General features: G+C 46.3%; 19 protein-coding genes and 1 pseudogene. 3 read left to right on the top strand and 17 right to left on the bottom strand.

The genetic code is table 11. The features are described 5' to 3' along the window. Positions 1-28: 28 nt before the first annotated feature. The 7 genes from QVE09_RS27850 to QVE09_RS27820 form a co-directional block, all read right to left on the bottom strand. Entirely contained in the window at positions 29-1627 is a 1599-nt protein-coding gene (locus QVE09_RS27850; protein WP_315939426.1) for a response regulator transcription factor, read from the bottom strand. Continuing rightward, the gene (locus QVE09_RS27845) at positions 1620-3410 is read right to left on the bottom strand and encodes a sensor histidine kinase (RefSeq protein WP_315939425.1); all 1791 of its coding nucleotides are present in this window, start codon (positions 3408-3410) and stop codon (positions 1620-1622) included. The genes QVE09_RS27850 and QVE09_RS27845 overlap by 8 nt, the downstream gene beginning before the upstream one ends. A gap of 353 nt (positions 3411-3763) precedes the next feature. Continuing rightward, positions 3764-4186 (bottom strand): OsmC family protein, encoded by a 423-nt coding sequence (locus tag QVE09_RS27840; RefSeq protein ID WP_315939424.1) that lies wholly within the window; start codon positions 4184-4186, stop codon positions 3764-3766. A gap of 281 nt (positions 4187-4467) precedes the next feature. Further along, a complete protein-coding gene (locus QVE09_RS27835; protein ID WP_047841601.1) occupies positions 4468-5214 on the bottom strand; it encodes an amino acid ABC transporter ATP-binding protein in 747 nt (248 codons plus the stop codon). Positions 5215-5230: 16 nt separating this feature from the next. Beyond that, the gene (locus tag QVE09_RS27830; RefSeq protein ID WP_253441002.1) at positions 5231-5875 is read right to left on the bottom strand and encodes an amino acid ABC transporter permease; all 645 of its coding nucleotides are present in this window, start codon (positions 5873-5875) and stop codon (positions 5231-5233) included. A 32-nt stretch (positions 5876-5907) separates the two neighbouring features. Next, complete coding sequence (locus QVE09_RS27825; RefSeq protein ID WP_315939423.1) at positions 5908-6759, bottom strand: substrate-binding periplasmic protein; 852 nt, start codon at positions 6757-6759, stop codon at positions 5908-5910. Between the two features lie 116 nt (positions 6760-6875). Continuing rightward, entirely contained in the window at positions 6876-7508 is a 633-nt protein-coding gene (locus QVE09_RS27820) for a TetR/AcrR family transcriptional regulator (protein WP_315939422.1), read from the bottom strand. A gap of 219 nt (positions 7509-7727) precedes the next feature. On the opposite strand from QVE09_RS27820, the gene bacA reads away from it, so the two are divergent. Next, on the top strand, positions 7728-8537 hold the full coding sequence (gene bacA / locus QVE09_RS27815) for an undecaprenyl-diphosphate phosphatase (protein ID WP_315939421.1): 810 nt from the start codon (positions 7728-7730) through the stop codon (positions 8535-8537). A gap of 268 nt (positions 8538-8805) precedes the next feature. Here the strand turns inward: bacA and QVE09_RS27810 are convergent, their stop codons facing one another. The 6 genes from QVE09_RS27810 to QVE09_RS27785 form a co-directional block, all read right to left on the bottom strand. Continuing rightward, positions 8806-8988, bottom strand: coding sequence for a hypothetical protein (locus tag QVE09_RS27810; protein ID WP_074096490.1), 183 nt, complete (start codon positions 8986-8988; stop codon positions 8806-8808). Between the two features lie 224 nt (positions 8989-9212). Next, on the bottom strand, positions 9213-9539 hold the full coding sequence (locus QVE09_RS27805; protein WP_017692202.1) for a thioredoxin family protein: 327 nt from the start codon (positions 9537-9539) through the stop codon (positions 9213-9215). 85 nt (positions 9540-9624) lie between these two features. Next, positions 9625-10533 (bottom strand): aldo/keto reductase, encoded by a 909-nt coding sequence (locus QVE09_RS27800; protein WP_315939420.1) that lies wholly within the window; start codon positions 10531-10533, stop codon positions 9625-9627. 179 nt (positions 10534-10712) lie between these two features. Further along, positions 10713-10883, bottom strand: a complete 171-nt coding sequence (locus tag QVE09_RS27795) for a hypothetical protein (RefSeq protein WP_315939419.1) — start codon at positions 10881-10883, stop codon at positions 10713-10715. A gap of 224 nt (positions 10884-11107) precedes the next feature. Continuing rightward, the gene (gene gpmA, locus QVE09_RS27790; RefSeq protein WP_076328872.1) at positions 11108-11851 is read right to left on the bottom strand and encodes a 2,3-diphosphoglycerate-dependent phosphoglycerate mutase; all 744 of its coding nucleotides are present in this window, start codon (positions 11849-11851) and stop codon (positions 11108-11110) included. Positions 11852-11924: 73 nt separating this feature from the next. Beyond that, positions 11925-12497: a DUF420 domain-containing protein gene (locus QVE09_RS27785; protein WP_315939418.1), complete on the bottom strand. Its 573-nt coding sequence runs from the start codon at positions 12495-12497 to the stop codon at positions 11925-11927. Positions 12498-12873: 376 nt separating this feature from the next. Between QVE09_RS27785 and QVE09_RS27780 the strand changes: the two genes are divergently transcribed. Next, positions 12874-14064 carry a cation:proton antiporter gene (locus QVE09_RS27780; protein ID WP_315939417.1) on the top strand — a complete coding sequence of 397 codons (1191 nt, stop codon included), beginning with the start codon at positions 12874-12876 and terminating at the stop codon, positions 14062-14064. A 322-nt stretch (positions 14065-14386) separates the two neighbouring features. Continuing rightward, positions 14387-15038: pseudogene (locus QVE09_RS27775) on the top strand (transcriptional regulator). Positions 15039-15533: 495 nt separating this feature from the next. Here QVE09_RS27775 and QVE09_RS27770 read toward each other — a convergent pair. Genes QVE09_RS27770 through QVE09_RS27755 form a run of 4 tightly spaced genes read right to left on the bottom strand, consistent with a single transcriptional unit; the run spans position 15534 to position 19024 of the window. Beyond that, positions 15534-16019, bottom strand: a complete 486-nt coding sequence (locus tag QVE09_RS27770; protein WP_315939416.1) for a DedA family protein — start codon at positions 16017-16019, stop codon at positions 15534-15536. 13 nt (positions 16020-16032) lie between these two features. Then, the gene (gene pssA, locus QVE09_RS27765; protein WP_315939415.1) at positions 16033-16578 is read right to left on the bottom strand and encodes a CDP-diacylglycerol--serine O-phosphatidyltransferase; all 546 of its coding nucleotides are present in this window, start codon (positions 16576-16578) and stop codon (positions 16033-16035) included. Positions 16579-16598: 20 nt separating this feature from the next. Further along, on the bottom strand, positions 16599-18347 hold the full coding sequence (locus QVE09_RS27760; protein ID WP_315939414.1) for a sensor histidine kinase: 1749 nt from the start codon (positions 18345-18347) through the stop codon (positions 16599-16601). After that, positions 18344-19024 carry a response regulator transcription factor gene (locus QVE09_RS27755; protein ID WP_315939413.1) on the bottom strand — a complete coding sequence of 227 codons (681 nt, stop codon included), beginning with the start codon at positions 19022-19024 and terminating at the stop codon, positions 18344-18346. The genes QVE09_RS27760 and QVE09_RS27755 overlap by 4 nt, the downstream gene beginning before the upstream one ends. Positions 19025-19091 lie beyond the last annotated feature (67 nt).

Here is a 19091-nt window from a genome sequence, read left to right as displayed (position 1 = left end):
GGCAAGGGCAACGCCCAGCACTCCGTACTTATTCCTCGTTTATATCCGTAGCCGTTCCTTTAATTGGTGATTGGGTTCTGGCCTGTTTGTAAGCGGAAGGGGATTCCCCTACATATTTCTTGAACTTACCGTGGAAGTAGTCCACATTTGCATACCCTACTCTCGCCGCAACCTGATGGACCTTCAGTCCTTCATCCAGCAATTCCTTGGCTTTTTCCATACGAACCTTGTCCAGAAATGCATTGAAATACTCTCCAGTATGATTCTTGAACAACTTGCCCAAGTAACTGCTGTTATAATTAAACACTTCAGCAAGTACTTCTAGCTTGAGATTTTCGCCAGGGTTACGCTGGATAAATTCAATCATCTGTTTCAATACAGTATCCTTGCTTCCCCCACCCATACGTTGAATAAGTCGATTAAAATGTTCCGCTGCTATAACTTTGAGATCAGACATCGTAAATTGATGATAGACTTCATTAATCAGAACCGAATGCTCCTGCATAATGGAGTGCATATGTTGATTCGTCGCTGCAAGCTTGTTGAACGCTAGAGAGAACACCTGTGAGAAGGCCGTTTTGATGGCTTGCTCTGTTCGGTAATATGGGACCAAGCGCTCTTCCATCTCACCCAGTACCCGCATGACTGACTCACTACTGCGGATGTCTAACGCATAATACAGCTTGTCCGCGAGTTCGTCCTCAACTGGCTCATGTGCTCCGTCCACAGCTTCAACTTCTCGCTTAACAACGCTTTCGCTTTCGTTACCTTCAGTCCACAGAATGATGCGTTGCTCCGTGAACAAGAAGCGTTCCCCGAGTATACGATTCGCCTGCGTGTATGACCGTGCAATGTCAGAAGTGGAATGTACAGGTTCTCCTGCAGTACCATACATGTGAACATCCCATTCTCCCAGAAGTCCTTCCAGCTCATCATACAGATTTCTTGCAGCTGACTCGGATGTGATTGTCTCCTTGCTTAACAACCCCAGACCGGAATGGAACGAGAATACGATGCCTCGGTCTTTCTGGTCAAATGCTTCAATCAGTTTGCGTTTCATAACACTTCCCCGTTGAAGGTCGGGGGCCGCATGCATCTCAAGCAGTACAATCTGATAGTGAGGCCAGTGCAGCCCCAGGCTATCTTCTTCCATGCTGCCCGCACCCTCCAGACTGTCAAAGAGCAAAGCTTCGATCTGATGCTCCCTAAAGACGGTATCTTCACCAGCTTGACGTGCCATTGTCTCTCGTTCACGGGTCAGGATTGTAGCAATACGCTCCAGTTCACCAATGATCTCTTCTTCATCCACCGGTTTGAGCAGATAACCATCCACACCAAAACTGATGGCTTTCTTGGCATAATCAAAATCTGCATAACCACTCAATATCAAAAAGTGCGAATCCGGATGATTCCGGCGCACTTCTTCAATCACATCCAGCCCGGTCATCCCAGGCATGCGAATATCAATAATCGTCAGATCAGGCTCCAATTCCTCAAACCGGGAGATGGCCTCACGCCCGCTGGCAGCTGTAGCGATGACCTGGAATCCGTATTTTTCCCACTCGATAATGGTTGTCAGTCCCTCACGTATGCTCGGTTCGTCATCCACCAAAAACACTTTATACATGTTGGTCCCCTCCTGCTGGCAAAGTGAAAGAAACCTCTGTTCCTTCCCCATATACACTCTTAATCTGCAATCCATATGGCTCCCCGTACGTCAAGGTTAAGCGTTGATGTACATTACGCATGCCGATCCGGCTCTTCTCCTGTTCCTCCGGTCCACAGATAAACTGCATCACCTCGGTCAGTCGTTCTGGCGTTATGCCTGCACCATTGTCATCCACACGGATCTGCACGATGTTCTCTACTAAACGAATACTTATATGAACACGGACTGTACCCTCTTTATTCTCCAGACCATGGACAATGGCATTCTCAACCAAAGGTTGAATAATTAGAGGCGGAATGTACATCTTCTCCACCTCGGGATCGATATGGATCTGGAATGCAAGGCGGTCGCCGTAACGGAATTTCTGAATTTCCAAATAGGAACGTACCATTTCAAGTTCAGCCCGGAAGGTTGTTTTTCCACTGCCAATCTCCAGACTCTTGCGCATCAGCTTGCCCAGCAACCTGACGATGTTGGCAATCTCTGCTTCTCCCTTAATATGCGCTTTCATCCGAATGGACTCCAGTGCATTAAACAAGAAATGTGGATTGATCTGGCTCGCCATCATTTTCAGTTTAATCTCTTTTTGGGCGATTTCCAATTGATTGTTCTGTTCGGTCGCTTCTACCACCTGCGTCATGAGTTCATTGATACTTTTCACCATATAGTTGAACTGTCGTGACAGTTGTCCAATCTCATCGTTTCCATCAATCCGTGAAGTCACGTTCAGGTCACCTAATGCCAGCTTGTTGAGGTGTTTACTCAACCGGAGCAATCGGTTCGACGTGAGGAACGAGATGATATATACAAATAATAGGGCGATAACGAGCACAAGTATAATGAAAATCATACCGATCATGCTGACGGTGTTGGCATCTTTGACTATATTTTTGGTAGCAAAAACGGAAATCACCTTCAGGCTGTTCATACTCGATCCAGGGCCCAACTCATCAATAACAATGTTGGATGGCTCCCCCCGAAAATCAGCTTCAATGGTGCCTTTTGCCTGATTCTGCAGATCAACGCCAAAATCAAGCTCGTCCAGCGTTTTCCCTACCAGCTCGGTATTCTTGGCTGCAACCACATAGCCCTGCTCGTCCGTAATCATCGTCTCGAACTGTTCCTGACGCAACAATCCATTCAGCTCATCCTGATTGATCACAATCATCAACACGCCCTCGGTCCGATATTCGGCAAAAGGTACTTTGCGCACCAAGCTGAGCTTGTGTACAGGATTATCTTCCTTGTCCGGAATGTAGAACCACCCGATGCTGGTTGTTTTCAGTGCCTGTTGGTACCAGTAGCTCTCTTCCGTCTGCTTGTCTACCGGGATGAATTCGAGGTTGTTGATCAATGTTGGGTTAGTTGAGTAAAAGCGAATACCCGCTATTTCACGGTACAAACGCCTGTACTCCTGAAAGTCTTTGTATGCAAGATAAGCCGAGGTTAACTCCACAACGCTCTTGTACCGTTTATTCACGATCTCCTTGAGATCCGCATTAAACATTAAAAGATTGGATATATCGGTTGGTACACGCAGCATGGTCGCCGTTTGGCTCTTGATCTTGTCCACGTTGATGATCGTCTGTCCTATCGCATTGTCCAGAGCTTGCTGGCGAAAATAACTGGTCACAGCAAGACCAACAATCAGCACCGGAATCATGACAACCAGTACATAGGAAATGAGCAATTTATGCTTTAATTTGAGATTATTAGTGGTTCGAATTAGCCTTTTAAACATGTCGGCACCTTCCGTCATCTGTATAAGCGCTTACATATAAACAGCAGGATCAGGATGTTCTGTCCTCAGAATTAATCATACCACATAACCGCCAAAGCCTCGCATGAGAGTGAGAAAAAGGGTCAAAACCCTTTTTGCTGCTGGAGGTAAGAATTGGGCTTAACCCCTCTTGCTAGATTAGCACAGACGGGCATTCCATTGCGGCAGAGAAGAACTACAGAAATAAGGCAGAGCTGAAACTCAAAGAGGCCGCCATTGCATGGCGACCCGTTTTGATGACTTATGATACATCAGCAACATGTAAACCATTTATCCCTTCGGCTTGAACCGGAGTACGATGTTCCTCTGTTTTCTTAAGGGCGAGGTGTATTTACCCCATTCAGGATCAGTTTTGGATGAATATCGGCGCTCAGCGAAGCGGAGACAGCACAATATTTTTCCTCAGCCATCTGGATGGCTTTCCAGATGCGATAATCCGGGATATCCCCATCAACTTTGAAGATCAGGTCAATGGATGTGAAGCCTTTAGGCATCTCCTCGCTGCGTGTGCCTTGCGCTTCAATCTCAATCGATTCAATTTTGTCCAGGAAAGCGTCCAGAATCATCGTAATATCGATTCCCATACAGCCGCCGAGACCCGCCAGTAACAATTCCATCGGGGTAGCACCCTTGCTGTCACCACCATAAGCAGCAGTGGCATCCATGCCAACGGCGTAGCCAGAGGGTCCTTCGGAAGTAAACGCGCGTTTGCCTTTCCATACGGTTGTTACATTCATGATGTTATCCTTCTTTCTTACAATAGTTTAAGTTCAAGCGAAAAAGGTTTGCACTTGCCCCACTCCGATGACAGAATAACCTTCCGATCGCTGTTATCCCCAGATTTTTTTGATTCCCTTCTTCAAGGGGAAAATCAGGGGATAAAGGCGCACGCTCCGCTTCTTCAGGTTTCTTCTGTCCTCTCCGTTCTTGTGCAAAAAGTTTAGTTGAACTGATATCGTTCACGACCTTAAATACCCGTTCCGGGTACGGCTCGTTCTTCCGATCGCTGTTATCTTCATCAAAATTCAGTAATTTGTTGCAAGAAACGGCGGGTGCGCTCTTGCTTCGGCTGTTCGAAAAAGGCCTGTGGACTTGCTTCTTCCACAATTGATCCATCCGCCATAAAGACGATTTTGTTCGCCACATTACGGGCAAACTTCAATTCATGTGTCACGACCAGCATCGTCATACCTTCCTCGGCCAACTCCTTCATGACGGAAAGTACCTCTCCGACCAGTTCAGGGTCAAGAGCTGAAGTGGGCTCATCAAACAGCATCACTTCCGGCTCCATCGCGAGTGCACGTGCAATGGCGACTCGTTGCTGTTGTCCACCAGACAATCGGGATGGATACGCATCCTGCTTGTCCGACAAGCCTACCCGATCCAGTAGAATCCGGCCGCGTTCAGCCGCTTCGTCACGTTTGATTTTTTTCACCGTCACGAGACCTTCCATCACATTACCCAACACTGTCTTGTGCGGATACAGATTGAACTGCTGGAAGACCATACCGGTCTGGCGACGAATCTCCAGTACCCGGGCACGCTGGACTCGCAGCGGATCTGCGCTGTTGACCACAATGCCGTTCACTTCGATCTGTCCTCCGGACAGCTCTTCCAGCCCATTCAGGCAGCGCAGTAAGGTACTTTTGCCTGAACCACTCGGTCCGAGCAATACAACAATATCTTTGGCATCGACATGCAGATCGATGTTCGTAAGTACTTCATTTTTCTGAAAACGTTTGGTAAGTCCAGTTGTTGTAATCATCGGTTCTCTCCTCCTATCAGTAAGCCCGGGCCAACCGGCGCTCCACTTGTTCCAGAATGGCCGAGAAGCCGATACTCATAATCCAGTAGATCACACCGATGGCCAGATAAAACGGCATATTCACCGCATATTGTGATACCAGCAACTGTGCTGAACGCAACAACTCGGTAACACCAATCGCCGCCACAAGTGATGTTTCCTTCAACATACCGATAAAGGTGTTACCCATTGGTGGGATGGCAATGCGCACAGCCTGCGGGAAGATAATGCGTCTCATCGCTTGAGCTGGGGTCATTCCGGTTGCGTATGCAGCTTCCATCTGCCCTTTTGGTACAGCCTGAATGGCTCCCCGGAACGTCTCTGACAGAAACGCACCTGCATTCAGACTCAATCCCAGACATGCCGCGGTGAGTGATCCCAAGGTCACTCCATAATCGACCAATCCGTAATAAATAACGAATAATTGCACCAGCAGCGGGGTTCCCCGCATGATGGATACATAAAATCTTGCGATCAACCTAAGCCACATCGGACCCTTTAGACGAGCAATGGCAACGAGTAATCCGATGATGAATGCAAAAAACATGGAGATCACAGTTACGTATAACGTATAGTAAGCCCCCTTCAAAAAGAAGGGGATATTCTCAAATACCAGTTCCATGGGTTAAATCTTCCCTTCGCCTTGCCAGTTCATTATTGCGCAGGCTCTTCACCAAACCATTTTTTGAAAATGGTATTGTACGTGCCATCATCTTTCATGCCTTTAAGAGCATCATTCAGTGCTGCTACGAGTTCCGGATTGTCTTTGCGAACAGCAATACCTGCCTGGTCACTCTTAATCGGTTCACCTACGGCTTTGATACTTAGTCCATTGGCATCCACAATAGGTTTCAATGCATACATGTTGTTGATTGTGGCATCAATTCGTCCAGCATTCAGGTCTTTGAGTGAAGAGATGACATCGTCATACGTCTTGATGGTGAAGTCTCCCACTTTCGGCAATACTTCATTACGCAGATACGCCTCATCATTCGTACCCAGACCTACGCCAATCGTTTTTCCTTTGAAATCTTCCAGCTTGGTAATATCGTTATTGTCACTTTTTACAATGATTTTGACTTGGTTTGTAATATAGGGATCACTGAAATCCAGTACTTTCTTACGATCATCGGTAATTGTCATCTGGCTGATAATAGCATCAAGCTTCTTCGCTTGCAGACTTGGTGTCAGACCGGAGAACTCCTGGGATACAAATTCAACCTTAACCCCAAGACGCTTCGCGACCTCACGTGCGATATCGGCATCGTAGCCGTCCATTTCTTTCTTATCGTTCAGGAAGTTGTAAGGTGCGTATGTGCCCATCATGCCCACTTTGATAACGCCAGCAGACTTGATCTGCTCCAGTTCATTGCTTGCCTGTGCACCGTTGGTGCCTCCATTGTCTGTTGCCTTACTTCCACAAGCACTAAGTACCAGCACGGCCATCAGCAGAATCGCTGTCAAAGACCAGCCTTTACGAGTTTTTGATCCATATGTTTTGTTCATTACGTTAACTTCCTCTCAGTCGTGTATTGTTCTGGATGTACATTTGGTTACTTTATTGTGTGACTAAACCGCAGTTGTACCCATTATTCCCTGCTACTTGTTTAATCATGTGAATCTTATGTACCCAGGAGTCCATAAAATTCAAAGCTTGCTGCCTCAGCTGCCAGCGATGAAGCTGTCATGGCTGAGAACTTGCTGTGCAACTCATCGGAGCCGAACAACCAGCGCGATATCATGCCTTCAATCATGCTTACCAACAGCGCTGCTCGAAGCGGTACATCCATGCCCTTAGGCAACATGCCAAGTTCGATGGCACGCTCCAAATTGTGACGGAACGCCGTTTCGACAGCATTACGTGTCTCCTCGACAAGACGTTGTACGGATTCTTCGGTCACGATACCTTTGAGCAACAGCTCCATAAAATAACGATTCTGCGCAGCAAACAAGAACAAGTCAGTGAACAGCCTTTCCGATGCTTTCACCATATCTTCTACCGATCCGGCATCCTTGCGGTACCCTTGTCCAATCGACTCAAGCAACTTCTCCTTGCCCGTTAAGACAATCTCCGAAGCAATGGCTTCTTTACTCTTGAAGTGCCAGTAGAATGTCCCTTGCGCCACACCAGCCTCGCGCACGATATCGGAAATTTTTGTCTGATGGTAGCCTTGGGTTGCAAAACGCTCCATCGCTATGCGTATTATTTGGTCCCGGCGTTCTTCACCGGGTTCCAAACCGTTGATTTTGGTCATTCAAGTAACCCTCCCGATTGATCAGTCAGTCAGTTAATGTATATCCTATTGGATAACTAGGCTTTTGTCAATATCGTTTTAAATAACGTGTTACAAGCATAGAGTTGAAGTGGAGTACAATTGTGAGCATAATAGAGGTTAGTCTTGTTCGGAAGAGCAGGCATTGTCAAAAGCAGGACAGCCCTCTTGCTGTCACCTGCATTTCAAGGAGGAAGAGAATTGGACATTATATCATCCATTATTATGGGCATCATCGAGGGTTTGACTGAGTTTTTGCCCGTGTCCTCTACTGGACACATGATTCTGACTGCCCACTTGCTGGGTTTATCGGAGGACAACGAGTCAGTCAAAACGTTTGAGGTGGTTGTTCAACTCGGAGCTGTACTTGCTGTTGTTGTACTGTACTGGAACAAATTCATTGATATGTTCCGCTTCACCGGAGGGAGCAGACCTTACTCCCGCCGCCTCAATCTGGGACATATCTTTCTGGCGATGGTTCCTGCTGTAGTCATCGGACTTGTATTCCGCGACTGGATCAAGGCACATTTGTTTGGACCGGAAACAGTGCTGTACAGCCTCGTTATAGGTGGTATATTGATGATCGTGGCCGAACGCTGGAGCCGTAAGAGTGAACGAATTACTACCCATGATGTCGATGATATTTCCTACAAACAGGCATTCGCGGTGGGACTATTTCAGATCTTGGCATTGTGGCCAGGCTTCTCCCGTTCCGGGTCAACGATCTCAGGCGGTCTCTTTGCAGGGGTAAGCCGTGTAGCCGCTGCGGAGTTCACATTCCTCGTGTCTGTGCCAATTATGATTGGTGCTACGGGATATGACCTGTACAAAAGTATCGATCACCTGAACGGCAGTGATTTCCCAATCTTTGCGATTGGATTCATCGCTGCTTTCATCGTCGCCATGCTTGCGATCAAGACGTTCCTGTCCATTTTGAAAAAATTGAGCCTGACCGTCTTTGCTGTGTATCGCTTTGTCTTGGCAGCCGTGTTCTTTATTATTTTGATGTAATCATTACAATTCAAGTAACTAGAACGGCAAAATCAATGGCGGCCTCACGTTCCCTTGGGAAGCGAGGCCGCCATATTTTATATTCTGAGCTATGTTTCTGTTGCTTCATGTTTCTGGCGCTGCTTCAGAGACAGGAATATCTGTAATTAGAAGAAGTCTGGCTCTTCATTACTTCCTTCTTTGCTGGGTTGGATCATTGGTGATGCCGACTAGGTTTACTATGTATCATGCCAACCATATTTATGTTCACTTCTGAAAAGCAGTCTGTCTAATACCACTCTTTTACTTGAATGTTCCGGTGTTTCTTCCGACTCTTTAATCTCTCACGCAGATTATATCTATTCTCCTTTTGTTCCTGCAGCAGTTGCTTCACCCCGATCATCAACAATCGGTATCTCCGGTCATCATTGTGGCTTAATTGGTGCATTTCCTCAAAAATTTCATTCTTCATACGGATCTTGTTCACTCCAAATATTCAGTTTGTTCTCACAGTATACATGGGAGCACTGAACAAATTCTAAACAAGCGTTGTTTCTCAACTTCAGTTATTTGAATGCACATTCGAATGCACATCATGCGTGCTGGAATGAAGCAGAAAAACCCCTTCCTGTCGCAGGACAAGAAGAGGTCTCCCTAGCTATGTTAATTAAAAAAACTGCTGATGCCTTCGTACGCTTAAACTTTGGATTCAAGCGTCTCCAGATACTCGGAGATTTGAGCAGGTGTTTTAGCCCATTTGCTATGCAGATGTGCGATTTTCTTGCCGTTCTGGAAGACGAGCAGACTTGGAATGCCGCGTACACCATTCTCTTCGGCAAACGGCTGGAACTTCTCTGCATCCAGAGCATAGAAGGTTTTGTCCGTATGTTGGTCGATAACATCCCCGATAAAACGATCCAGGTTTTTGCAATCCGGACACCAGGTTGTATCAAATTTAATGACGGTAAAACCATCAGAGTTAATTGTATCCAAATACTGCTGTTCACTTTGAATTCTTTCCATATGTCTTCTCTCCCTTATATGTTCCTTTTTTGGCTGATCTTCATTGTACCTCGTATAGTTACAATTGAAAATAGGCTTAATGGAGTTAACGATGCTGCTTGTACAGATTAGCGGGACTAAGTTCTCGTATTTCCTGAATTTCAGCAGCGGTTAGTTCAGGCGAATTCGAGGCGGCAATATTGTGCAGTAACTGTTCTCTTGAACTGGCACCAGGGACAACAGCTGCTACAGCAGGATGGGATAACGCGTAGCGAATAGCCGTCTGAGCCATGCTCCGTTGGTCCGTAACAAGACGACTTAGCCCTTGCCGAATGGTATATAGTTGCTCTGGCGTGTAGTCCAGATAACCTTTGTCTGCCTTGGCAGATCCGGAATCGGCAAGCACACCGCTAGCTACGGGCCCACGGGCAATTACGCTGATCCCCTTTTGTTCCAATAAAGGCAGCACTTCTTCTTCCGCTCTGCGGTCAGCAATGCTGTACTGGTTCATCACACTGACGATGGATGCCCTCTTTACATACTCCCGAATCACATTGGGACGAATGGAGGAAATTCCGTAATATCGGATAAGTCCTTCCTTCTTCAGTTCCTCAAACGCTTCGATCGTCTCTTCGATGGGGTCGTCCAAGGTCCCGCCATGCAGCTGATACAGATCGATGTAATCGGTCTGCAACCGCTTCAGACTTTCATGTACAGCCTGCTTAATGTGAGCTTTGGACGGGTCCCATGACCAGCCCTCTTTGCCGGGCATACGACGATTACCTACTTTGGTCGCCACAATGACTTGGTCCCGACGCCCCTTAATAGCTTGTCCTACAATCTCTTCATTACGCCCTGCGTCGTACAGATCGGCTGTATCCAGCAGATTAACCCCATGATCCAGAGCCTCATGAATCAGGCCCATAGCGGGCTCCATTTCAGTTCCAAGTGACATACATCCAAGCCCAATCTCAGACACCATCAGTTCGGATGTACCCAAACAATTTTTCTTCATATTGCATCTCCCTCCATACGTTCTGCAAGTATCCATTGTATCATTCTTGCTGGCAAAAATCGCATGCCTCACCGAAACAAAAGGTAGTTTTCAACTGCACAAAAAAACCTGGAACGACTTCATCTCCAGGTTTCTCATGATCATCATTTTAATTCAATCGATAAACGAACTATCGAAATCTATTTCACTTCTACGCGTGGTCTGGTTTTACTTGTTCCATTGGACGAATTGGAGCTTTTCATCATACCCGAGACAGTGCTAAACAGCTTTTCTCTTGCTTGTTTGTTCCTCATCAGATAAGTCACACCTGCACCGAGAGCCGTCATGAGTATTCCTCTTCTTTTAGACATGTAATTCTCCTCCTTCAGGATAAAAATGTACGTTGTGTCTTGTTTGACAATTACCCTGTGGGAGCAAAACGAAACGAAGTGCAAGCTTGATCGCAGAAAAAAAAGATGACCTCCGAATTAAAATTCAGCGGTCATCTTCCACTCGTACTCGTCCAGTTGAAACATCAACCGAACGAGATAAATCAAACAAGCTTTCGTACGATCAAGACATACGTCCATGTCCATTAATCGGACGGCGTTGCCACATGGGTCATTTCTTCATGTTTGTAGGTCGAGCCATCCGCGGTCAGATAGAAGTGTCCGATCGGATGCAGATCTTCATCCAATTCGTAGACAAGCGGAATACCCGTCGGGATATTGAGCGCCATCACGTCTGCTTCGGACAATTGGTCCAGATGCATGACGAGTGAACGGAGCGTGTTACCATGCGCAGAGATCAGCACTCTTTTGCCAGCCGACACCATTGGTTTAATCTCCGCATTCCAGTACTCCAGTACACGCTTCGAGGTATCCATCAGGTTCTCCGTAAACGGGATAGTGCATCCGAGCCGCTTGTACTTGTCCAGATCCTGCACATATCGGTCATCGGTTTCGTCCAGTGCCGGGGGAGATACGTTAACGGAGCGTCTCCATTCCTTTACTTGGTCTTCCCCATACTTCAGAGCAGTCTGCTGTTTGTTCAGTCCTTGCAGCGCACCATAATGGCGTTCATTCAGCTTCCAAGTCTTCGTAATGGGAATCCACATGAGGTCCATTTCATCCAGCGCAATATCGAGTGTTCGGATAGAACGTTTCAGTACGGATGCATAGGCGTAATCAAAATCAAAACCCTGTTCTTTCATGATTTTCCCTGCTTTACGAGCTTCTGCGTAACCATCCGTCGTCAGATCCACATCTGTCCATCCGGTAAAACGATTCTCTACATTCCACATGCTCTGTCCATGGCGAATCAAAACAACTCTGTACATAAGCGTGAATCCTCCCTCCATGGTAACATTACCCGCAAGTCAAACTAATTAGCACAGTGAAACGTTCATAACATTAATAATATGGTGCCATCATCAGGTATACCACGACACCTGTAGAACTGACGTATAGCCAGATTGGCATCGTCCAACGTGCAATTTTGCGGTGTTTCTTCAATTGATTCGTCCAACCCCACACAAGTGTGAACAACGCTAATGGAACAATCAGGGCTGCCAGTATACTATGGGTAATCAAAATGAAGAAATAGATCGAACGAATAATGCCCTCGCCACCGTATTTGGACGTCTCTGGTGAGAGGTAATGAAACGTCAGATATGTCACGAGGAATAACAGTGTTGTTGAGAATGCAGCAAGAATAAATCGTTTGTGCAACTTCACATTCCGCTTAATAATAGCAATAAGCGCTGCGAGCAGGAATATGAAGGTAAAGCTGTTAAACACGGCATTAAACCGCGGCAACACCGTAATATCAAAGGTTACATCACCTTTGTAACCAATCGACGGTGCGAAGAACAATAATAAAATAATGACATTAGCGAGAATGGAAATCGTGATAATGATGCCTGCGAAATTTTTATTACTCTTCGGGGACTGAATGTTCGGCTCCCCTTTGTTATTTTTGCCCAATGCAAAATCCTCCTCATATCCTAACTTCTATGTTCTATATCATTATATCTCGGCAATTCCGGGCTGTTAAGTGACAACACTCTGAACAAAAACCGCTGCACTCCCCTATAAAATGCCCCTTTACGGCCGTTTTCAATCAAATCCAAACCGGCTCCCATTTACCCGAGTCCACATTTGTGGTATAATTAATGCAATTAATCACATACGCGTTGAAACTGGAGGAGCCTGTCACCAAGGGTCCCTCTTTGTCTTTTTCAGGCACAGAACGGCACTTTTCTAAATGCCGTTCTGTGCCTTTTTGTATGTTTGAAGCGGAGAATGGATCGCCCTTGGGTTGGTTAACCTATAGGCGCTACTACTGGAGGGAAGAACACCTATGGAATTTATTTTGGTTCTTGCACTTATTTTAATCTTTACCAAACTTGCTGGTGATCTATCCGTAAGATTGGGTCAACCATCGGTTCTGGGAAAACTAATTGTGGGTGTCATCCTAGGGCCTGCAATTCTCGGTTGGGTTCAGCAAAGTGATTTCGTGCATTATATGGCTGAGATCGGGGTATTGCTGTTAATGTTTATTGCCGGACTGGAAACCGATCTGGAGCAGTTGAAGAAAAACTGGAAGGCGGCCTTTGCCGTAGCGGTCGGCGGTATTATTTTGCCTTTTATCGGAGGATACGGTTCGGCCATAGCATTTGGTATGTCACAGACACACGCACTGTTCTTTGGACTTTTATTCTGTGCTACTTCCGTCAGCATTTCGGTTCAAACACTGAAAGATATGGATCAACTCAGCTCTCGTGAGGGTACAACAATCCTTGGTGCAGCTGTCGTCGATGATGTCCTGGTTGTTGTCATTCTTGCCGTTATGATGAGCTTGCTGGGTACAGGTGGAGGAGACACTTCGATTTCTCTGCTTATCGGCAAGAAGCTGTTATTCTTTGTTATTATTATCGCTGCCAGCTGGTTCCTTGTTCCACGCATCATGAAGTGGATGGCACCACTGAAAGTAACCGAGACCGTCATTACTGCGGGACTGATTATTTGTTTTGGCTTCTCCTACTTTGCAGAGTGGATGGGTGTTGCTGGAATCATTGGTGCTTTTGCCGCTGGTATCGCCATCTCCCAAACTAACTTCAAACATGAAGTCGAAACCAAACTGGAACCGATCGCTTACGGAATTTTTGTTCCGGTGTTCTTTGTCAGTATCGGCTTAAATGTCACCTTTGATGGCGTGGGTTCACAAATTTGGTTTATTGTCGTTATAAGCCTCATCGCTATTGTTACCAAACTTATCGGTGGTGGAGCCGGTGCACGACTGACGGGATTCAACCGTTCCTCTTCCCTGGCTATTGGGGCAGGCATGATCTCGCGAGGGGAAGTTGCCCTTATTATTGCTTCGACCGGACTTGCTTCCGGATTGCTTGATTCGGAGTACTTTACCAGCGTTGTGATCATGGTTATTGTTACTACACTGGTTACTCCGCCACTTCTCAAAATCACCTTTGCACGCAAAAAAGGGGAAAAGCAAGTCGAAAGAGGAATTGAAGAATCTCATTTAAGTGGCTAAGGGTATGTCACCGCTCAAAACTTAACAGTAATAATTCCAGTGTGGCATTCAACCATCTCGGAAAACACTCAGTCTCGTTTGGGCTTTCATACCGAGGCTTGAAATTGGTCTCGTTGAAAGTTATTGAAATCATTGCGTATTTAAAGCTATACTTGATTTAGAAATGTAATATATCGGTCGTGAAGCACACGCCGCTTTGATCTATTCTTCCCCTTCGACATGAAGGGTTGGACATGGTCAGAGCGGCTTTTTGTATTTTCACATGACGACCTGAAGCCCTGTTCACGTTCTCTTTATTTTATTTTTAGAGGAGATGAAGACAATGAGCATTGATTTTAATGAGGCTTACGAAGTTTGGATGCACTCCCTTTTGGAGAAGGAAACGAACCCCAGAGTGCTGTCCAGACTAGAAAATGGACTTGAACATGGCACATTGGAATTTTTGCGTTCAGTCTGGTTTCCGGTGATGAAAAACTTTAACCATTTGCAACCGGAATGGGAAGTTCGAGACTTTCATAACGGCTATCGGTATCTGGATCTGGCTTATCTGCCAGGTAACGGCGTTAAGGGAGGTATTGAGATTCAAGGATACGGAACACATGCCCGTGATCTGGATGTACGGCGCTTTAAAGATTTATGCTGGCGGCATTGTCTACTAACGCTTGATGATTGGATTTTTCTGCCGATCGCGTATCTCTCCATTAAAGACGAACCGAACGGTGCCAACAGCTTGTGCTCTCTTTTATGGAAAATTCATTGCTACGGACGTACCGACATCCTTAAATTGGATTGAAGCCGAGACTGTACGTTATGCCAGACGCATCATTCGTCCATTTGCTCCCTCGGAACTAGCAACGCACCTGCGAATCACAGTTCAGCATGCACGAAGAGTTCTTCACAGCCTGATTGATCAAGAGGTATTACATGTCGCTAGTGGCGCTCAACGATATCGAACCTATATCTTACGAACATGAGACACTCTATTTCGCCGATATGGTACATATCCATTTTTTAACGAACTCAGGACACCTTATTGTGATGATATGGAGTAAATTTGGGCATTTTTTCGGGCTTTTTTATGAAATAAGATTGCTGAGATTCGTTAGAATTTCAACATGCCTCTTATCTCAATAATAAGCTCACCTGAGTTCGTTAGAATTTTGGAGATGACTTTGAAACTTTTGGAGTTACTACTATTAAACCTAATTGCGAACCACTTTAATTACTGGAGTGTCAGATACTTGCGTCACTAACGAGTTACATGGAGAATTACTCGGAGGAATAGCTCTAGGCTTGAATTTACTTGATATAGCTTGCGGGGGAGCCTACAGCTCCAAGGGTAAGTTACTTGTAGTCGATTAATTTACTTAGAATGAGGTCTCCAAGCTTACATAGAAAAACAAAAAAAGACCACCTTACACTCAAGAGGTCTTCCATCCTTGCCCGTTACTACAACAGGCTGTCCCATTTTAAGTTAACACGCCAACATAATAACCAATGGAGATAAAGACAACACACCAGACGAATGCACCGATGCTGGATACAACTACGTATCTGCCAATCGCCATGCGGCTAATCCCGGAGAAACAGCACATCAGATGACGAATGCCTGGAATGAAGTAACCCAGGATGATGGACCAATACCCATATTTGAGGAACCACGACTCCACCCTGCTGAATCGTTTGGCATTCACGCCGACCCACTTGCCGTATTTTTCAACCAGCGGCCGGCCAGCCTTCTTGCCAATCGTGTAGCTGAGCAGCCCTCCGGTAAATGCGCCACCGAAACTGACGGCGATGGATACGGAGTAATTCAATACCGAGATGGAGGCGAGATAACCGACAAAAGTCATCATCACCTCATCCGGAATCGGCATGCCAATAACGCCAAGAGCCAATAGTCCGTATATTGCGAAATAACCATATTGACCAATAAATTCTTTTGCAAATTCCATACTGACTCGCTCCTTATTTCGGTTCCACAATATCCTTCTCATGTGAGGCTAGCACTTGTTTTAGAGACGGGAATCGGATTTGGCTCACCATGAGACCGGATAATACAATAATGACAAGATAGGCTACACCATGTGTGAAATAAGGACTCCAGAGCGCGAAAAAGGACATCAGACCTCCGGCAAAGGTAATCGGCATTCCAACAAAACCACTGCTTGCTGTCTTCTGACAGTTATAACGGGCCAGACGTAAAGCACCGCAAACCGGGAACAATGCGGTCAGTGCCATTCCCAGCACACTCACTTCATTCATGGAGTTCAGGTACAGAATCAGCACGGGGGCTGTTCCGAATGAAACTACATCCGCAAGCGAGTCCAGGGACTTGCCGAACTCACCCTCACAATGCAATTTGCGGGCCGCAAATCCGTCAAACAGATCAAAGAACATCGCTACCCATATCATCATCACAGCAAGGGCAAATTCACCATGAATAGCCATAATGACTGCCAGCATGCCTGAACTCAGATTCCCCAAGGTTAAAATCGATGGTAAAGACTTCATAAGATTGACTCCCTTTCGTACTAGGCTTTAGGAAAAATAATATAAAAACGGACTCCATCTGGTGTATTCTCCACTCCATAATTGCACCCGTGCAGATCGAGAATCTGCTTCGCAATGGCCAGACCGAGCCCGGTTCCCCCCATTTTACGGTTACGTGAGCGCTCAACCCGATAGAACCTCTCCCATATATACTGCCGCTCAGCTTCAGCAATCTGCTCGCCCTTGTTTTCAATGGAAATATGGACAAAACCTTCACGCCTGCTGATCTCAATAGTTATATCGGTATGCGGTATCGCATGACGTATAGCATTCATCATGATATTGAAAATAACTTGCTCCAGCTTGCTTCGGTCACCCTCAACCGTCTGTTCTGTTGTGGATACAAGCACCACATCCAATCCTTTGTCCTTCAGTTGCGGACCCAGACGGCCGGCGATATCTTCAATCATGTCAGCCAGTGCAACAGCATCCGTATTCAATTGAACCGCTGAGGATTCCAGTCGCACCAGATCCAGCATCTCTTCAACCATCGTTTCCATTTTGATCGCCTCATCGGCAATGATCTCAATGTAACGCTCCCGTTTGCTCTCACTCACGCCATCCTTCAGCCCTTCAGAATATCCCTTAATAATGCTGATTGGTGTCTTAAGTTCATGTGATGCATCGGCAAAAAACTTGCGCTGACGCTGTTCAATCTCCTGCTTCATTTCCATATCTGTACGCATCTGCGTGTTGGCCTGCCTCAGCTCTTCCAGTGTCTGACCCAAGGTTCCCGACAAGGCATTAAGGCTGTTAGACAGACTGCCGATTTCATCATTACGCCGGATGGGTGATTTCACCGTGAAATCCAGCGTAGACATTTTCTTGGCGACATGGTTCAAAGCCAAGAGCGGCTTCGTTACAATTCGGGACAGGAGTAACGCCAGCAACAGAATCAATATAAATGCCCCAATGCCAAAATACGCATAAAACAAACGTGTTGCCTCATTCGCTTCCCTCATCTCCTGTAGAGAGGTGAGCGAGAAGATCAGTTGTTGCTCCGGTCCGGAACGATGCACTGGAGCAATGGTGATGACATTGCGAACACCGCTCCAGCTATCCATCCATTCTTCATTGAGCATTTTGCCATTCGCCAAGGCAAGTTGGTCTTCGGTGGACAATGGAAACCGGCTATCCAGTGCTTGCACCAGCAGTCCCTGCCTCTGACTCCACGTTGCCAGATTGGGAAGAACTACCTCGGTCAATACGCCTGACCATTCCTTTACCGGTTCAATTGATTCCTGAAAGCTTTCTGTTCCCCATGCGGCAGAAGTGGCATCCTGGATTTTGAATGGATAGACCATGGACCCGCTTGCCGGTCCTTTCACCGTCAGTTCTTGCCCATATTTCAGATGGGATGTAATCCAGCCAGCATTCTCACTATTGATAAACAAGGATAAGGACACTTTCACGTGACTCCCATCCTCTTGAAGCAACGTAATGTGGAACGGGTCATTAACCAGTCTTCCGGTATTCGTCAGAATGACCAGATGCGATTGATTCTGACGCATGAACTTGCCGGTCTCCTTGGCTAACTGTAAATCACTCCAATGTCCATTGGAATATTGCTGTTCGAACTTGGACAGCTTTTTCTTCATACTGCTTACCTTTTGATGCTGATAGAAGTCGGGAAACCAGACCAACTGGGCAAAAACCGTCGTCCCATATAGTAGAACCAGACATCCTGCCATGACCAGGAAAAGCTTCATCGTTACGCCATTTCTTCTCATGCTTCTGCCTCGAATCGATATCCGGTGCCAATCACCGTCCGGATACACTTGGCTTCATCACCCAATTTGCTGCGCAACTTCTTGATGTGAGTATCCACAACACGTGAGTCCCCTTCAAAATCAAATCCCCAGATCCGATTCAAAATGGCATCCCGGGACAACACAATGCCTGCATTACGCACCAAATAGAGCAACAGATCATATTCCTTTGGAGCAAGTTCCATTTCAATTCCGTCCTTCTCCAGCCGCCGAGCCCATGGATCAAGGGTTACCTGTCCAAAGCGAATCACACCTTGCTCTCGTCCAAATGCGCCTTCAACACGCTTCATTAATGTCTCTGCACGTGCAACCAGCACACGTGGACTAAACGGCTTGGTGACGTAATCGTCTACGCCCAGCTGAAATCCATGAATTTTATCGTCATCCTCGGACCGTGCAGTCAGCATGATAATAGGTACGGTCGATTGGGATCGAATATGCCCACATAACGTCCATCCATCCATTTCAGGCATCAAAACATCAAGAATAACCAGATCCACCTCATGCAGAGCCAACAGCTCCAGTGCCTGTACTCCATGTTCTGCTTCTATGACGTTCCATTGTTCTTTTATGAAATAATCGGCCACAATCTCACGAATGCGGCTTTCATCTTCCACCAGAAGCACTGTTCTGATCATGGCCGACTCTCCTTTTTAGATTTCTGATGTTAACATACCTATTCCATGTGTCGTTCATGTGTCCATA

Origin of the sequence: Paenibacillus sp. ClWae2A (genome assembly GCF_032452295.1) — a bacterium.
GTDB lineage: Bacteria > Bacillota > Bacilli > Paenibacillales > Paenibacillaceae > Paenibacillus.
Note: the sequence above shows the minus strand (reverse complement) of the source record. Positions and strands in the feature narration are given on the sequence as shown.

Coding starts and splice junctions, on each gene's coding strand:
- QVE09_RS27850 (WP_315939426.1), bottom strand. CDS start 1,627: ATGTATAAAGTGTTTTTGGTGGATGACGAACCGAGCATACGTGAGGGA.
- QVE09_RS27845 (WP_315939425.1), bottom strand. CDS start 3,410: ATGTTTAAAAGGCTAATTCGAACCACTAATAATCTCAAATTAAAGCAT.
- QVE09_RS27840 (WP_315939424.1), bottom strand. CDS start 4,186: ATGAATGTAACAACCGTATGGAAAGGCAAACGCGCGTTTACTTCCGAA.
- QVE09_RS27835 (WP_047841601.1), bottom strand. CDS start 5,214: ATGATTACAACAACTGGACTTACCAAACGTTTTCAGAAAAATGAAGTA.
- QVE09_RS27830 (WP_253441002.1), bottom strand. CDS start 5,875: ATGGAACTGGTATTTGAGAATATCCCCTTCTTTTTGAAGGGGGCTTAC.
- QVE09_RS27825 (WP_315939423.1), bottom strand. CDS start 6,759: ATGAACAAAACATATGGATCAAAAACTCGTAAAGGCTGGTCTTTGACA.
- QVE09_RS27820 (WP_315939422.1), bottom strand. CDS start 7,508: ATGACCAAAATCAACGGTTTGGAACCCGGTGAAGAACGCCGGGACCAA.
- QVE09_RS27810 (WP_074096490.1), bottom strand. CDS start 8,988: ATGAAGAATGAAATTTTTGAGGAAATGCACCAATTAAGCCACAATGAT.
- QVE09_RS27805 (WP_017692202.1), bottom strand. CDS start 9,539: ATGGAAAGAATTCAAAGTGAACAGCAGTATTTGGATACAATTAACTCT.
- QVE09_RS27800 (WP_315939420.1), bottom strand. CDS start 10,533: ATGAAGAAAAATTGTTTGGGTACATCCGAACTGATGGTGTCTGAGATT.
- QVE09_RS27795 (WP_315939419.1), bottom strand. CDS start 10,883: ATGTCTAAAAGAAGAGGAATACTCATGACGGCTCTCGGTGCAGGTGTG.
- gpmA (WP_076328872.1), bottom strand. CDS start 11,851: ATGTACAGAGTTGTTTTGATTCGCCATGGACAGAGCATGTGGAATGTA.
- QVE09_RS27780 (WP_315939417.1), top strand. CDS start 12,874: ATGGAATTTATTTTGGTTCTTGCACTTATTTTAATCTTTACCAAACTT.
- QVE09_RS27770 (WP_315939416.1), bottom strand. CDS start 16,019: ATGGAATTTGCAAAAGAATTTATTGGTCAATATGGTTATTTCGCAATA.
- pssA (WP_315939415.1), bottom strand. CDS start 16,578: ATGAAGTCTTTACCATCGATTTTAACCTTGGGGAATCTGAGTTCAGGC.
- QVE09_RS27760 (WP_315939414.1), bottom strand. CDS start 18,347: ATGAGAAGAAATGGCGTAACGATGAAGCTTTTCCTGGTCATGGCAGGA.
- QVE09_RS27755 (WP_315939413.1), bottom strand. CDS start 19,024: ATGATCAGAACAGTGCTTCTGGTGGAAGATGAAAGCCGCATTCGTGAG.